Source organism: Segatella bryantii (assembly GCF_022024215.1).
Classification (GTDB): domain Bacteria; phylum Bacteroidota; class Bacteroidia; order Bacteroidales; family Bacteroidaceae; genus Prevotella; species Prevotella bryantii.
Map to the genome: position 1 here is coordinate 1,061,763 of NZ_CP091797.1, position 17,522 is coordinate 1,079,284.

The following is a 17,522-nucleotide window of genomic DNA, read 5'->3' on the forward strand; positions in this document are numbered from 1 at the left end:
AGGCAAAAGAAGGGTGCGCCAAGTTTTCCGTGCAAACTATCCCCAAGGTACGAACCTGTTTTTAGTAAGATACCCTGATACCCAAAAGAACAATTGAACATCAAAGGCATAGGCAAAGGAAGAAAAATGTGTTGGAGCACAATGCCCCCATACTATCAACACCATGCCAAGCACTTTCAAGTAGTCAACCCAAACTTTTCGTGCTGCCTTTTCTTTCATTATTTTCATTCCCTGCATCTACTTCTGATAACTTTTTCGATATTATCAAACTGGCTCAAAGCTATATCCTTTGCCTGGTCACGGAGCGTTGTACGGTCGCTCTTGTCAGCCATCGCCTTATCGATAATACTCAAAGTCTGTTCGGTAGCTTTAGTAAGCACATCCTTATCGGCAAAAATATCCTTGATGTCTATCATGCTGTCGGTGGACTTCAGTATCTGCAAGAGTCCTTCAATCTTATGCTCATAGCTCAGCGCACAGAAAGGACGAGCCTGGTTGATGGCAAAGACCACGCTGTGATAGCGTGCACCAATGACCATCTCCGAACCCTTGATTACAGCTTGCTGCACATCAGAGCCATAAATATCATCTATCACCGTAATTTGGTTTGATGGATACTTCTTATGAAGATCACGGAAATAATCCACATCATTACCCCATGAAGGGTTCATAAATGTCTGTGGGAGCATCACTATCTGACAATCAGGGTATCTCTGCTCAATATGCTTGATGATATCAATATAATAGGTATCAATATAGTCTTGTGGCGTATTCTTGTAATAGAAATGCCAAGTCAAACTGTTAGGAACAAAGACGATATATTTCTTGTCACCTATCACTGCTTTGATTTCATTTGGCACAGATACTTCTGTATTATCCAAGAATGCTGCATCCGTTGTAGAATGGTACTTCACGCCCAAAGAGTCTGCCAACTTCTGACTTTTTCCATCACGAAGAGAGATATAGTCAAAATGCTTCAACAAATCTATACTTACACGCTTAAATACCTTTTTGTCCATAGTCTCATCACTGAAAGGACCGATGGAACGACAGAAATAGATGATTGGCTTTTGATAATACTTGGTAATGGCAAGGAAAGACACATGGCTCCAATTCATAAAACCACCCATACAGATGCCACCAGGAGCGCAGACAACCACATTCGCCCATTTCAACTTATTTATCCACGCCCTAAATATTGGTTGTAATCCCCACAAGGGATAAAGAGCAGGACTATAAAGAATATATCTTACAAAATATTTATAGAATCTATAGCTAATCTTTTCCGAATTGTAATAGTTGTTTGGATTTTTGACGCTAATTTCCTTCAATATTGCAGGATTGCCATTCGGACTAAATACTTCCACCTTCGCTTCAGGGAATCTCTTGTTGATTTCACGAACCAAAGCTCTGTGAGCCGCCTCGTCTCCACGGTTTCCCAATGGTTGGTTTACAATAACTATATTCATTGTACTTCTTGTTATTTCTTGATAAATGCTTTTAAACTCCTGATGGTATCCTCGCCCACGATGCCTTTAATTTTATCTTTCAATTTGTCTTTAGCCGATTGGTCGAGGTTATTGACAGTATATAATGCAGTGTTCTCATCCTCCGTATCGGTAAATACTTCGAAAATCATAGGCTTGCCTGTCATTTCTGAAGTTAAGAACCGCTGACAATGTCTATGGAACTCTTCCTTGTTCACTGCTGAGAAATATTCGAATCCCAAGTCTTCTGCATAATGCTTGATAACGAGCGGTGACTTGTTACCGAAATGTCTTGCAGCGGAAATATACTCGTCTGTTTCCGCACCAAACATACGGGCAGGATTCGTATAAAGACGGAACTCATTGCCACGGCCATTGTTAATGATCATAATACGGACATTACTGCGCAGGTGGCGATTACCCACTACGTTCATGTCATAAAAGAAAGACAAATCACCGACAATTCCAAAATACAGTTTGTCGGGATGTACCAACGACGCTCCCAACAACGAGGACATATTACCATCAATTCCAAAACCGCCTTCATTGCAATTGATGTCGATGTTGGCAGGTGTACCCATCAGTGTCCAAGCACGCAGAGAACTCAATATGCCTAAGTGTAGCACTGCACCAGAAGGAATACTATCGTGCATCTGTTGAGCTATCCAGACATTAGAAAACGGTAACTCTGGTATCATCTTCTGCAATTCTTCATTACGCTTTTTGCATGCAGTAAGATAAGAGTCATCACCCACAGTATCTATAGAATAATGCTCGAAGAAAGCATACTCAGGCATTTCAAAAACATTAGTAAGTTTCTGAAGTTTATCACGGATCTCACCATCCTCGTTCACTCTCCAAACTTCCTTACAACCACTGAAGGTGTCAGGGAAAGCACTGACCTCTCCTATATGAATTAATAAATCAGGGCATTTATTATCGTCTGGAACAGGTTGATTGCCTGCCATAAAATAGAACACTCTATATTTGCCCTTATATCCGCTACATGGTTCGGAAAATACTACAGCATTATGAGATTGGCAGAATTTGTCAACGGCATCTGTCAATCGCTTAGTCCACTTGGCATGAGTACCAACGTAAATTGCAATCTTCTTCTGCTCTATAGGTGGAAGTTCATCGAATATGGTAAAGTGACCTATCTTACGAACCTTTGGCAATTCCAAGACTGAATAATCACGTGAATAAGTCGTGGTCAGATTGATGTGGGCTGGACCACCGCCATTGCGAGTCAAGGCTTGCATGGCTTTGTTCAGCTTGATCATCACATCCCACTCGTCTGTAGCATCTTTAATAGTCTGAATCTGAACACTACATTTAACCGTATCATTAGGCTGTACGCTTCGATCCATTTGCTGGTCATGGAGGTGACCAATCTTGGAAACATCACGTGTGGAAGTGATGGCAAGCACAGGCAGTTTGCGGTAATATGCCTCAGTGATGCCTGGATAATAATTGCGTGAGGCAGTAGCTCCCGTACAACTTAAAGCAACAGGCTCACCACTTTCTGCAGCCAAGCCGCAAGCAATGTAAGCAGCCGATCTTTCATCCACCGAAGAATATAGCTCAAAATAGCTGTCACGTTGCACAGAAGCGACGAACGTCACATTCGTTGTCCCTGGACTCACAACGATTTTTTTAACACCATACGCCTTAAGAAGCGAAATGCAGAAAAGAACATTTTTTTCGTTTGTATAATGATATTGCATGTCTATGTTTCTAAATTAAAATGAATATTTCACGTCATCAAAAGTCACAATGCCTGAGCCTCCTGTCATAAACACCATGTCACCGATAATGGAGCGTCCCATATTGCTGACAAGGAATACGGCCATATTGGCAATCTCGCCAGGCATAACAAATCTACCTAAAGGATTAGGAAAGGATATTTCATCCCTTACTCCATTCGGCATAGTCATAGGAGTGGCAGTAGGACCTGGAGCCAACCCATTCACCGTGATACCATGAGGGGCAAGTACCTTTGCCAAGCCTTTGGTGAAACCATAAAGTGCGTTTTTGGTCAGCGTATAGGCGGATGTGGCTGGGCGAAGCGAGGAACTCGATCCCATCATCAAGATATTACCCTCAATTTGTTTGTCCACCCAATAGCTTGCAACCAATTTCGATAAAAAGAATGTTCCCTTCAAATTCGTATCAAGAATAGTGTTATACAATTCCTCTGTACAATCCTTTACTTCTCCTCCGACAACACCAGCATTATTGACAAGAATGTCAATATGTCCAGTACCCAACACTCGTTCTATATCTTGAAGTTTACTTGGCATTGACTTCACGTCAGTATTGTTCATGACTATACCAAAGATGTTTCCTTTCCGAGAAACATCTTTGCCAATTGCCTCACATGCCTTCTTCACTTTTTCCTCATTTCTGCCAGTGATGACAACCCGTGCCCCTGCATTGATGTAAGCTTTAGCCACCTCGTACCCGATGCCACTTGTACCACCTGTGACAAGTGCCGTTCTACCTTTTAACAGCTCACTTGGAGCAAGATAAGAAACTTGTGCATAAACCTTACGTTCCGGAACGCCATGCAAGATGAATTTAACACCTCGTTTTATGTATTGTTTAAACCCCATATATCTTTATTTGTTTCTGTTCAACTTCTGTTTAGCAATCTGAATGATTTTACTTCTTTCCCCTTTTGACATACCAATAAAATAAGTTATCGCAGCTGTAGATATGCCACTTATCGCTATTACGACAAATGTGCGCAGCAAGCAATTATCCATGTTGAAATATACAATGGCTGGCAACACGAACGAAAGGATAGAAACTGGAACTATCCTACCGAAGACATTTTTGTAGAACTCTATAACAGGAAAACCGATCAATCCTTTGATGATATACAACTTCAAAAACACCAAGACCAAATAAACTACAGCAAAGGCGATATAAGAAGCATATGCATCAATTCCCATTGCAAAGGCAATCCAGGACAGAGGGAAGACCAAACAACCTACGCCACCAATAACGATATAATACCGTTTTACATTGCCTGTAGCCCAAGCTGCATTGGCTGTGGCATTTCCTAATATATCAAACAAAGTGCCTATCATTGACAAGCGGAGAAACAGCGGTGCCTCTGGTGGATAGTTCTTCAGCCATAAACGCATGATGGTTTCCGTCTCAAACATGAACGGTACAGCAAAGAAGAACATCAAGAAATAGGAAAATTTGGCACCACGACAAACCAAACTATACATATACTTCATATCACCAGCCGCATAAGATTTGGTAATTTGCGGATTGATAGCAGTGGTGAAGTTGGTAACGAACTGACGGATGATACCTTCCACCTGACTTGCCACACCACGAGCGGCATTGACGGCAACGCCAAAATACAAGTTTGTTACAATATTGACACCTTGCGTATTGAAGAGGTATGCACCTGAACCTAAGAGATTCCATCCGGCAAATCCTGTCATCTGTTTCAGAAGTGATTTGTCGAAGACAAACTTATAATGACATTCCTCAAAGTTTCGACTACAATATATGCTATAAACAAAACGTATAATCAAGGCAACAAATGCCAGTAAAAATGCGTATGTTTTTAGTTTATCTATCGGAGATACATAAAGCGTGTAAGCCACAACCAGTTTTAATATCACTTCCAAGATACTGATATAAGCAAATGCCGACATCTTCTCATGTGCAATTATTGCCGCATTGTATGGCACACTGACAAGGTTGATAGCAAAGGTAAGGATAGAGAATTGCAACACCCAGTTGGCCGCATTCATTCTATCAGCCGGGATATTCATGTGAGTGTTCAAGAACCACACACCTCCTATTTCTGCGAGGAGACTAACCAAAATAGCCAATACCAACTGTATGGTGACACTCGTAGAGAACACCACATTGAGCTTATGCACATTTCCCTTTCCTAATTCATAAGTGAGGAATCTGCTTATCGCAGCTGACAACGACCCTGTGAAAAGGGCGAACATTGCCACGACACCACCTACTACATTATATACTCCATAATCTTTAACACCTAAAGTATTGAGTACGACTCGACTTGTAAACAGTCCCACGCCCATGGTAAGGATGAGACGAAGATATAGAAGAAGGGTATTCTTCGCTATTCGTTTATTATTATCTGATGTTAGATTTGACATATTTTATAGGGTTCCAGTTCGTTGTGCCAATTTTAGCTCACTTTTCTGAGCGTCTTGTTCCGTTCTGTAACCCAATTCTTGGGCAGGAGCTCGGTTGACCAGGCACGGATGTCCTTCTGTTTAACATTTACAATGCGCTCTTTGAAATTAATTGTTTTTGTAACGGATTCGTTCGCGACTTTAGAATATAACGGTATCGTTAGAACGAAAGAGGTCACGCCGTACAGTTTGTTTGGTGACTTCTTGTAAACGTCTTATTTTCTGCCACACCACATAACCGGCTGTTTTTCAGCCGGTTATGTGGATTGCGCAAAAAAGATTTTCCAAGTTTAACCTATATTTTGATATAACAGGGCAGCAATTGCCGCTTGTCATAGGTTTCTTTGCTGACTATGCACTTGAAGAGCCTCTCAAGGTATGTCTCTGGATTGATGCAGTTGAGCCTGCAACTCTCCGTAAGCGAAAAGACGAAGGCTGTATTTTCAAGTGACTGTCATAGTTGACACCATACTCGGAGCAGAACTCCTTCAGATCCTTAGTCTCACTGCACAGCTGATACAAATCGTAGACTTCTTGATAATTGACTTTTTCTTTCGGCATAACTTTTCTGATGCCGCAAAGGTAATATTTTTATGTGCAGGTGTCAAGGCGGAAAATAAGACGTTTACCTGTTCGCATTGTCCTCAATGTATCAGCTATGTATACGATATTAGTATAATCACCAATAATTTTGGTACCTGAACATATATAGACATTATTGCCAATATTTGCACTCCTTCCTGTACTTGTTTTTTTGCCAATAAGTACACCGGGAAAGAGCGTACAATTCTCTCCAAGTGTTGCATTGCCTACAATTATCGTTTCATAATGAAAGATTGTCAGTCCTGGCCCACATGTATTGGGCGGTATCTGAAATCCAGTAATATAGCCAAGGTGACGGAGCCGTCTTAGATCGATCTGTGATGATGCATTGGAATTTTGTAAAGTATTCCAACATCTTCCGAATAAGGCCCTCTCTCTCTTTCTGCCACTTCCATATCGGAGCCTTTATTGTAGTTTCTTTTCATTGCTAGAGACTCTTCGCTCTACCTTTTTTATATCTTCAACTGGAGGTAGTTTTTTAGGTTGAATCCCTCCTTTGCTTAACAAATCAAGTAAGCGTAAAATCCTTTACTTCCCTCTTTGCTCCTTTTGCTATATTTATCATTTTCGTGACTTCACGAAAATGATCATCTACATTGATATTCTGAGATTTACAAAATTCAATAGCACTTCCTATAGCAACAACAAAATTTTCCCACCTTGCATATCCCAAAAGAGGCATTATCCATATTCGAAAATTTTATAAAACTGAGTATATCGGGATTTGACTGGTTTCTCGTATAATTATAAGAAACAAAAAATATCCGTGCCCAGATACATTCATGCCTAAAAGGCAATGATTGCACTGCATAACGGATATTTTGCTAAAAAAAATAATATTTGATTTTTATTTTAACTAGGCCAATCAAGCATTTATTCCGATTGTGCCTGGCAATAGATTTTCATTATCTACTCTTCCAATACGTACAAGCCCCAGTAAAATTTCCTTCGTATATTTTGTAATAACTTTCCCACTGTTGGGGATATACAGTAAACCTAGATATATCTATCCTTCTTTCGCAGCCTATTCTATTTTTTCGGCTTCGAAAGGATATAGTTTAGATAAACCGGTTATAACCACCTTGGGGCGAATTTTCTTTTATACTTTGCCTGCAGTCTTACTGGATATCTTCTTCAGATGCCTTACCACGCTTTCAATATATGCTCAGCAAAGCTGCCAGAGATAAACGATTGAAGTTTTTCGTGGTAGGTTCTGTATGTTTATTTATTCAAACTTTAGGTTTAAACTTTTGCAAAGTTACTATTTTTATAGCTAATAAAAAAACATTTTATCGCTTTTTTGAGCTTTAAAATATTACCTTTTTCTTATTTTTATGCTTATTATACTGATATATAACACTTTAACTCTATAATAAATTTACAATATTTCATTAACGAAAAGAACCGTTTTTAGGAATCGTTACCACATAAATTTAATAGGTTTAATAGTCACTGATAGATACACCAAAACATACGGCTTCACCTTTTAAAGTATGAAATTAATTGCGACTTTATATATAAAATTAGCTCATTATTAACCTTTTTTTCGTATCTTTGAACCGAGAAATTTACTCTAATATCTATTTGGATAATATTAACGCACCTTACAACTATTATTAATATGAAAACTAACCAAAAACATTTTTTTAGGTGGCTGATACGAAAGACTTTCTATCCGCAAGCGCTGTTCATCAATAGACTGGCAGCAGTAATGGTTTTGCTCACAATGACCATAGCAACCTATGCTGACAGAATGAACGACAATAGCTACTTTACAATGAATAAAGTGAATGATCATCTGCATTTTAGCTTGCAGATGGCCGATGCTTATGGCAATAATACTTATTGCGACTGGGGCGGTATCATCGCTACGTGCGGCAGTCAAGAGATAGAGGTTATGATTCTCTTTTCCGGCGACGATAACGATGATGGGCCAAAATGGGCCATCCATGCTAAAGACAGAAACGGCGACAAATGGGGAGGTATTTCGTTTATCACCAATACTTACCCTAATGGTAACCGTACGCAGGTGGCATACCAATCGGGTGACTATACCCCTTCTATCGATATCATGAAGAATAATCTCTACCCTAAAGTGGAGATTGACTTCTACTGGCCTGCTTCGATGAGCGGGAAAAACTGGTCGTTCGTATATGCTTTCAATCATGTACGTAATAATGGAACTGACGGTGGTTGGAAGACGATGAACTTGGGTTCCGTCTATCTAGGTAACTCTCCCGTGAACTTTAACTATTCCACTCCGAACATTAAGGACTATACCTATACTCGCGAACGGATGGATAAATTAAAGTTTACCGTACCTGAACTGCCCGATGATATTCCTTCGTATCTCTCATCTAACCGCTGGTTTGAGTCTGACTATGAGCTTACGATGACTTATACCATGCCTTCTCATACAACTCAGGTGATAAAAAACGAAATCTTACATGGCGAAGTGGGTAAAAAGAAGACTTTCGAAGTGGATATTCCTAACTCGGTACAGAAATTCACGAAGATGGACTTGAGGGTAAAATCCACAAGTAGGATTAAAAGTATTAAAGGTAACTATTTTTGGACCAGTACTTACGATCGTACCTATGCTGACGCTCTCACAAGTACTCCTGTCCCTAAAAACCTTGTGACTGAGTATCACCAGTACGACTATGAGACCGTATTGGCCTGGGAGGCTTTCTCTATCGGCGATAGGTATATCGAGAAGAGTGTGCCTTATGTATATCGTATAGAGACAAATGCCAGCGGTACGCCTCTCTCTGGACAGTCGTGGCTGAAACGTGACGTATTGAAACCGATTGGCACTCAGCAGACACAGAGCTATACTGACCAGAATGTTAGCTCGGGGAAATATTATCGCTATATGGTACTCAATGTTCCGCAAGACTGGATCAACAAAGGTATAAGTACTAGCGACCTCAATAGTCCTAATGAGCAAGTTTTGGAGCGTCTTCCTTATACCCAGAGTGCTGTTATCAGCACTGCTCCCAGCGTTACCATCTTCGGACTGCACCAGGATACTGAGGTAGAAGACCAGGTGCGTCTGAAGTGGCAATACTCTCGTATTCCTGTGAATACTCAGACGGTAAACTTCCAGGTGTTGCGCCGCACGTCGGCTGATGGAGAATGGACTCCTTACGGCACCGTCACGGCCAATAGCAAACCTGCTGCTGGTGCCATGGTTTCTTTCGAAGATAAGAATCTGCCTGACAACAAGACGCGTTACGACTATAAGATTGTGCTGGAAATGAACAATGGAGCTTACCGATTTGAGAGCGATCCCGTAACGGCAGGTTTACTCGGCGGCACGATGGTTAAAAATCTGCAGGCTACTAAGGGTACACATGATGCGGTCGTCCGTGTAACATGGAATGCTAAGCAGATTGGTACAGCTAATAGTACTTATGTTCTCTCGCGTCGCTACGCGGGCAGCACTGGTGCATTTATGCAGATTTATACAGCGCATGGCACTGCCGAACAGTATGTCTATGAGGATAATACGGTTATGCCGGGTTACTATTATGAATATAAGGTAGACGTCTATGGTGGCGACGAAGGCACTCTGCAAAACGTACTCACTGATGTGGGCTTCTGTCAGGCTCGTGGTGTCATTTCGGGTCTCGTAAACTTCGGCACGGGGGTGGCCGTGAAAAATGTGCGCATGAATCTCACGACTTCTGGCGACGACGAGGCTATACATGGCTATTCCAAGCGCATCGAAGGAGCATCGACTGGTTTAACATGGGATGCTGGTGCCGAGGCCTTGAACCGTCTGTTTGGCCCTGAACACGATTTCACGGTACAGATGTTCGTACGACCAGACGAAGGGCTAACCAATGGTGCCGTTGTTGCACAGATTCCTGGTGTTGGAAATATGTATATCGACGGTATGAGCAATGGTGGCTATAATCTGTCGGTATCGATGCTCAAGGGCGATGTAAAAACGGACTGTACGTTGCCTGTCAATAGCTTCTCTCTACTGACGCTTAGCCGTTGCGGTGATCAGTTAAGCGTACAGGTAAACCAGGACGAAACGAAGACGTTCGCAACCGATAAGGCTTCTGCTACAGCGCTGTTCTCTATCGGTGGCGCCGAGGGCATAACCGAAGAAAAGGCTTTCCGGGGGTACATAACCGAGGTTCGTGTTTTCGACCATGCACTCAGCGAAAGTGAGCGAACCAGCTACTTCGACCGCACACTCAACGGTCGTGAGAATGGACTTTGCCTCTACTGGCCGATGGACGAGGGGCTAGACCGTTACGTCTTCGATGCTTCTTATGCTAACGACGTGCCTAACAGCCGCCATGCTACCCTGGGAACCAATATCAGCACGTCAGCGTTGTTGCCTACGAAGAATCAGCTTTCACGCTATGGCGTGACAAATGACAAAGGTGAATATATTATTCGTGGCATACCATTCTCTGGTAGTGGTACTAGCTATCGTGTGGTACCAGAGTTGGGTATCCATGATTTCTCGCCTTCCTCACGCTCGATGTTTATTTCGCCTAGCAGCATCACGGCGAATAACGTCGATTTCCAGGATGTCAGTTCCTTCCCTATGGAGGGTTATATCTACTACGCTGGTACTAACGTGCCTGCCAAGGGTATTCAGTTATACATCGACAATGAGCTCGTTACCGCTAATGGTGAGGTGAAGCAGACCGATGATAATGGTCACTACTTGATTAGTGTGCCTATCGGCAACCACTATGTAGAGGCTCGCCTCGATGGTCACACGCTGGTTGATGGCGGACGCTTCCCTACCGAGGGAACCTTCAACTTTGACCGCTCTGTTACTTACGACTTCACTGACTCTACGCTTGTCAACTTCGTGGGTCGTGTGGGCGGCGGTGAGCGCAACGATACTTTGGCTGTGGGGTTCGGAGCTTCTAAGAATAATATCGGTATGGCTACCGTTGTGCTTCGCCTGAATAATGATTCTTACTCGTTCAACTGTGCCAGCGATCATATCTCTGCGGCCGCAACTGAACGTAGTTGGGAGAGCGACACCACGGCTATACAAAGTAAGGCCTGGACTGGTACGGGCGATAACTCGCGCAGCATCAACATTCGTACAGACTCTCTCACCGGTGAGTTCTCTGCCTTACTGCCACCACTGAAGTACATCGTCAAGAGTGTCAGTATCGATAGCAACCAAGATATCGAGTTCTCTGTGGGGCAAGAAGTAGATTTATCTAATGCACGTGCCCAACTTGCCGACACCATTACCGTGGAAAGTGAAGGCGGAATTACCAATAAGTTGGGATACAACTATAATGTAAAAAGGGTTTTCACTTACTTTGCTCCTCCTCAACTCGATTTGCGACAGAAAGATAATCCACAAGGAGCCTTCGGACAAAGATCGGTAAAGTATACTACCGATGAAGAGGGTACTACTGTTTCTGTTGACAACCTCTACTCCGTAGATGAAAAAGGCAACGTAAGCTACCGTTTCGGGTATCCGATCTATGAGATGGGGTTGAGCCAGCACTTCATGCTCCACGTCTTTGAGGAATATATTAATCGCGACGGCGCCAAACCTGTAAGTGACATCATACCAATGAACAACATGTCGCTTACTATCAGCAACGAGATGAGTTCTGAGCAATCTGTTGTCGCTACCGTGGAGAACCCAAATACGGGATACCAACCGGGTGACATTTATGAGTTGAAAAACAATGAGCTCACGCTTGACGACGACGGGCGAGGCGAATTGCAGTGGAAGGTTGGCTTGCCTAACATCGTAAGTCCTTACACGCGCAACTTCAGTGTCACTATGGAGCGCAAGGGACGTACCTACATTCTGGGCAATCTTGACGCTATCGTGCTGGGCAATATCACCACGGGCAATAACTTCATTACCAAAGGTCCTGACCAAGTGCAGTTCGTGCTTCGCGATCCTCCGGGCGCCAAGTCGAATACTACCCTGAAGGTGGGCCAAATTACTACCAAGACACACTATGACACTTATACCAGCTATGGTGACCATAGTCTGGTGACAAATAATATCTTTGGATCTGTAATTACTACTGGACAAGGACTTGGATTCATACAGCTTTCAAGCCATAAGGTCAAGGACCAGCTCGATGTCGGCACAGAAGCCCACTGGCAGTACAATAATGTGGGAGATACAGCTGTGGTAACAACTACCATTACTTCTGTCTCTACCGGTACATCAAACCCTTACGTAGGTAGTAATGGCGATGTCTTTGTCGGTACTTCATATAACTTCCTTATCGGCTCTTGCCGTCGTCTTTACTTGAAACGGGACGACCATACAGGTGAATATGCCATCACGCTGGAAGATGCTTTGGCATTGGGCGATTCTATCGCCACCACTTTCAACTATTCGGCTTATGAGCTCGAGACTGTGATGATTCCGAAATGGAAGGACCAGCGTGCCCGATTTATCACGCGCGTAGCCTCACAAGCCGAGGCGGAAGCTTACGTTAATACAGGCTCTAAAGACCTCTATTTAAGTTGGGTGGGCGAAGATGACCCGGACTTTGGTGTCAATACTGAGACCAAGAAGACTTATCGCTATTTACCATCAGACAACGACACGCCTAGAATAGACAGTGTGCAATGGTGCAATAACCAGATTGACAACTGGGTGTCTGTACTATACGATAATGAGAAAGAGAAAGTGATGGCTATGCGCAATCAGACGGCTACCAACTTCTCTATCGATGGAGGTAGCACTCGTTCCTTCAGTGAACGCAGCGAGATTGTAAGATGGAACGAAAAGAAGACTACTTGGCGAATGGGTGCTGTCCTCGGCAATCAGTTCGGATTCCACTTAAAAAATATTGTTTCATGGGGTATCATTACAAAAGTACAGTCTAACGAGGGAAACGGTAACACGAGTGGAGACGGCACGAAAACGCAGGACTACACAGAGTGGGAATATACCTTCGCTGATGGCAATCGTGATACTGATATTTCCATCAATCAATATAATAGTGACAACAAGAAGAATAGTAAAATCTTCTCGGTATTCGGTGGACAGACGTACAATCCTTATGAGCCACAGGAATTTACAAAGTACTATGAACCGGGCACACCGCTGGGCAATGGTACGGTACAGATGGAACAACCTAACCTCATGATTGGCATCGGTAACGAACCGCCTGCTAAGAGTGTCACCATCACTGATATTCCGGCTGGCAGCGAGGCTAATCTTACCATCTACTGCACCAACATGTCTAACACGCATCAGGGTACAAACTTTAGCTATAATCTGGTCATCACGGAGCGTACTAATGACAAGGGGCTGGAGATACTCATGGATGGTGTGCCTGTGAACGGACGTTCTGTTTTCCTCGATCAAGGCGAAACGACGACAAAAGTGCTTACCATACGCCAAACTGATCAAGGTATACTCGACTACGAGGGTATCCAACTGCGTTTCTGCTCTCAATATCAGCCTGCCAAAATTGCTGACGTGGTAACGATCAACGCTCACTTTAAGCCTTCGTCATCACCTGTCAATCTGGTTATCCAAGAGCCGATACTCAATACCGTAACTAAGGATGCTAAGCTACAGATGCGTCTCACTGGGTTCAACCGACAGTTCAAAAAACTGAAGAATATCGGTGTGCAATATCGTTTTGCCGGCAATACGGAGTGGATCGACTTACACACATGGGTAACTGACCAAGTCGACTCTACCTCGACCAGTTTCAGCACATTGCCTTCTGAGGGCGACTTGCGCTGGGCTGAGGATATGTCGAGCAACCTGAGCTATCCTGAGGGTAACTATGAATTCCGGGCTTTTACCACTACCCCATACGATACAGAACTTATCCGCGTATACAGCGACATCGTCACTGTAACCAAAGATCTGACTCGTCCTCGTAACCTCTATACCCCATCGCCTGCCCACGGTATCCTGGGTTACGGTGACCAACTTGCTATCGAGTTTAACGAGGATATCGTGCCTGGTTACGTAGGCGACAAGAATGTTATTGTTACCGCTAAACTCAACAGTCAGCAGGTGAACCACGAGGTGGCATTGCATCTGAATCCGTTCGGTGAACAGCCTCGAACTCAGAACCCTGTGTTCCTCAAAGGTGACTTCTCTATCGACTTCTGGTTGAACTGGCACGATGCAGGAACGCTCATGCACTTGGGCGCTAATGTTAGCAACTTCGCACTGAACATACGCGAGGACGGTTACGTTGTCGCTAAAATCGCTGGCAATGAATTTGTTAGTAGCCAGCCTATGCCTAAGGACAACTGGACCTTTGTGGCGCTCGCTTACAAGGCTAGTAGTATGACCTTCGATATGCTTGCTCTCTCTGAGGACAAAAGCATCAACCTTTTCCAAAACAAACCTGTAGCACAACAGGCGGTGCAAGCTGCCGGCTATACTAACGATAATTATCTCTACCTCGGAGGTCTCAACGCTGATATCCATGCTCTCAGCCTATACGATATTTATCGAGACGTCCACGATGCTGGAGCTACCAAGAATCAGAGCAAGGACAACTATGTCTATGGACTGGCTAATTACTGGCCTATGGATGAGGGACACGGCAGAACTGCTGCTGACTCTCGCCGTACACACGATTTCATCGTACCGCAGTCATGGACTCTGGAGAACGTAAACTATGCCTTGCGTATCGACAACACTGATGGTGTCGCTGCTGATATTTCACGCATCAACACCCGACCAGGCGACAGTTACGCTGTCGAACTCTGGTTTGACTGTTCTATTCCTACGCCTGATGGACAAGTGATTTTCGAGACCGCTACTCCTGAGGCTGAGCAAGATTTGCAGAAGCAGAGTGACAAACTGCGTCTACGTCGAGACGGGCAAGACAACCTCATCCTCGACTATGGTACGAAATCGCAGGTGTTAGTTAACCTCGCCAATGCTGCTAATAATGAAGTATGGAATCATCTCATCTTCAACGTCGTGCGTGGTCAGGCGGCTAGCTTCTATCTGAATGGTCAACGCACAGCTGTTATTGCCGAAGCTGATGTTCCACCTCTTACCGGTTCACGCCTCTTGGTGGGTAAAGGTACTCATATGCAATACGTCGACGAACTGCGCATCTGGCATGCTTCGCTCAGCGAACAGCGCTTGCTGCAAAACATCTACAACACCATCGACACTTCTGAAGTCTATTCACGTGGTCTCGTGGCTTACTATCCTTTCGAACAGACTGGCATAGTAAATGGTGTCACGACCAAGGTTCCTACGCTTAAGAATATGATGGGCGACGACGAGTTGCAAGTTGCACAGTACACTGTGATTCAAAATGCACCACCTATTAAGAATGCTCCTGAGGAGGTTCGCCTCATCGCTTCACCTGTCGCATCAGAACGCAAGGTGGTAGTCAACCTCACCGGAGCCGGTATTAGTCCGCGAGATATCGAGGGTACCACACTTAACGTTACCGTAGACCAGATACGCGATTTACACGGCAACACGTCGCTGCCTATTCGCTGGTCGGCTTACGTTCAACAGAACACGCTGATGTGGAGTCGTGACTCGGTGAATATTATCAAACAGTATGGCAAAGGCTATACCTTTGATGTCAATATCGAAAACTGGAGTGGCAATACCGAGTATTACACCTTATATAATATGCCTGAGTGGCTCACATTGGTGGACAGTAACACGCAAGACGAACTGGCACCTATCAAAACGAAGACGCTTCGCTTCGAGGTAAACCCACAGGTGGCTGTGGGCAATTACGATGTAACGATAGGATTACAAGGTAACTTGGAGATACTGGAACCTTTACGTATCGTGATGAAGGTACGCGGGGAGAAACCGCAGTGGACTGTCGACCCGACCAAGTATGAGCACCAGATGAATTACATCGGACAGGTATATATCAATGGTATCTTGATGGAGAACGCTGAAAGCATGGTGGCTGCCTTCATCGACGGAGAGTGTCGTGGTGTAGCATCACCAGAACAGGTACGTGGCGCAGCTTATGTTACGATGAACGTTTATGGCAACAGTGACCCTCAGGGAACTAATGATGTGGGTAAACCGATTACTTTCCGCATTTGGAATGCATCGGCAGGTATCGCTTATACGGATGTAAACATCAATGCCTATGATGGTTCGGCTGCTAAGACAACCTTTGCGGTCAATGATATTGTGGGTTCGTTCGATCAACCTGTTATTTGGGCGAAAGGTACAGATGTAGAACAGGTGATGAAGCTGAACCTGAACTGGAACTGGGTATCACTCGGTGTAGATCCTGCTGACAAGCGACCTAACGCCGTATTCCCAGAACTGACCAAATGGAATACCATTATCAAGGGTAAGAGTATAGAACCGGTATACAGCAACGGAACGGAGTGGGCGCCAAGCGGAGCGCAGATACAGTCGGGCACTGCATACAAGATACGCATTACCCCAGCTACAGAAGACCAGCAGCTGCCAGAACAACTGTCGATAAGCGGTGCACAGTTAGACTTATCAAAGACACCTGTGACGCTGACACCTGGATGGAACTGGATAGCTTACACACCGTTATCAACAATGACCATAGGTCAGGCGCTGGCTGCAGCCCAACCGGAGGTGGGCGACTATGTGAAGTCACAGCACGCTATTGCCTTCTACAGCGTAAACGGCTGGGAAGGTAGTCTGAAGGCCTTGGAAAGCGGACATGCTTATATGTATAACAGCACTGCAAACACCGAGAAATCGTTTATCTATCCGACAGTATCGGCTATGAGTCGTGCAGTTACCATGAAGCGTACTCCAGAAGAGCCACATATCTTCACTCCTATCGGTGCGGGAACCTATCCAGATAATATGTCGATGGTTATCCGTCTGCTTGGAACAGACGAAACCGTCATCGATACCTGTGAAGTAGCCGCCTTCATCGACGGAGAGTGCCGTGGTACGACACGTGCCAACAACGGACTTTACTATCTTATCATTGCCGGCGAAGGCAGTGGACAGCCATTAGAGCTACACACCTGCATCAATGGCAAGACGGTAACGATAGACCGTAAGTTGACCTTTACCACCGACCAGAACATCGGTACACCGTGGTCACCATATGTTATCGATCTAAGCGAGGTGCTGACGGGCATTACCGAGATTAGTAGCAATGAAGAAGATGACGATGAAGACTGGTGGTCAGTACAAGGCTTCAAGATAGGTCACAAGCCAATTCAGCCAGGAGTATATATTCATCATGGTAAAAAAGTAACGATTAAATAAACGATTATTCCCGCCAACGCTTCTTCA

The 17,522-nt window shown here is 44.1% G+C and carries 7 protein-coding genes and 1 pseudogene; 1 reads left to right on the forward strand and 7 read right to left on the reverse strand.

Features of this window, described 5'->3' with window-relative positions; all coding sequences use genetic code 11:
* Window positions 1–36: 36 nt before the first annotated feature.
* The 7 genes and pseudogenes from L6471_RS14245 to L6471_RS04125 form a co-directional block, all read right to left on the reverse strand.
* Entirely contained in the window at window positions 37–237 is a 201-nt protein-coding gene (locus L6471_RS14245) for an acyltransferase family protein (RefSeq protein ID WP_404830150.1), read from the reverse strand.
* The gene (locus L6471_RS04100; protein WP_237796930.1) at window positions 225–1,469 is read right to left on the reverse strand and encodes a polysaccharide pyruvyl transferase family protein; all 1,245 of its coding nucleotides are present in this window, start codon (window positions 1,467–1,469) and stop codon (window positions 225–227) included. Before L6471_RS04100 ends, L6471_RS14245 begins: the two co-directional genes overlap by 13 nt.
* Before the next feature lie 11 nt (window positions 1,470–1,480).
* On the reverse strand, window positions 1,481–3,133 hold the full coding sequence (locus tag L6471_RS04105; protein WP_317221432.1) for a thiamine pyrophosphate-binding protein: 1,653 nt from the start codon (window positions 3,131–3,133) through the stop codon (window positions 1,481–1,483).
* Window positions 3,134–3,229: 96 nt separating this feature from the next.
* Complete coding sequence (locus tag L6471_RS04110; RefSeq protein WP_237796932.1) at window positions 3,230–4,102, reverse strand: SDR family NAD(P)-dependent oxidoreductase; 873 nt, start codon at window positions 4,100–4,102, stop codon at window positions 3,230–3,232.
* 6 nt (window positions 4,103–4,108) lie between these two features.
* Window positions 4,109–5,644 carry an MATE family efflux transporter gene (locus L6471_RS04115; RefSeq protein ID WP_237796933.1) on the reverse strand — a complete coding sequence of 512 codons (1,536 nt, stop codon included), beginning with the start codon at window positions 5,642–5,644 and terminating at the stop codon, window positions 4,109–4,111.
* 334 nt (window positions 5,645–5,978) lie between these two features.
* Complete coding sequence (locus L6471_RS04120) at window positions 5,979–6,077, reverse strand: hypothetical protein (RefSeq protein ID WP_237797186.1); 99 nt, start codon at window positions 6,075–6,077, stop codon at window positions 5,979–5,981.
* Window positions 6,078–6,797: 720 nt separating this feature from the next.
* A pseudogene (locus L6471_RS04125) lies at window positions 6,798–6,971 on the reverse strand (DNA damage-inducible protein D); the annotation flags it as partial.
* Between the two features lie 936 nt (window positions 6,972–7,907).
* Between L6471_RS04125 and L6471_RS04130 the strand changes: the two are divergent.
* A complete protein-coding gene (locus tag L6471_RS04130) occupies window positions 7,908–17,495 on the forward strand; it encodes a LamG domain-containing protein (RefSeq protein WP_237796934.1) in 9,588 nt (3,195 codons plus the stop codon).
* Window positions 17,496–17,522 lie beyond the last annotated feature (27 nt).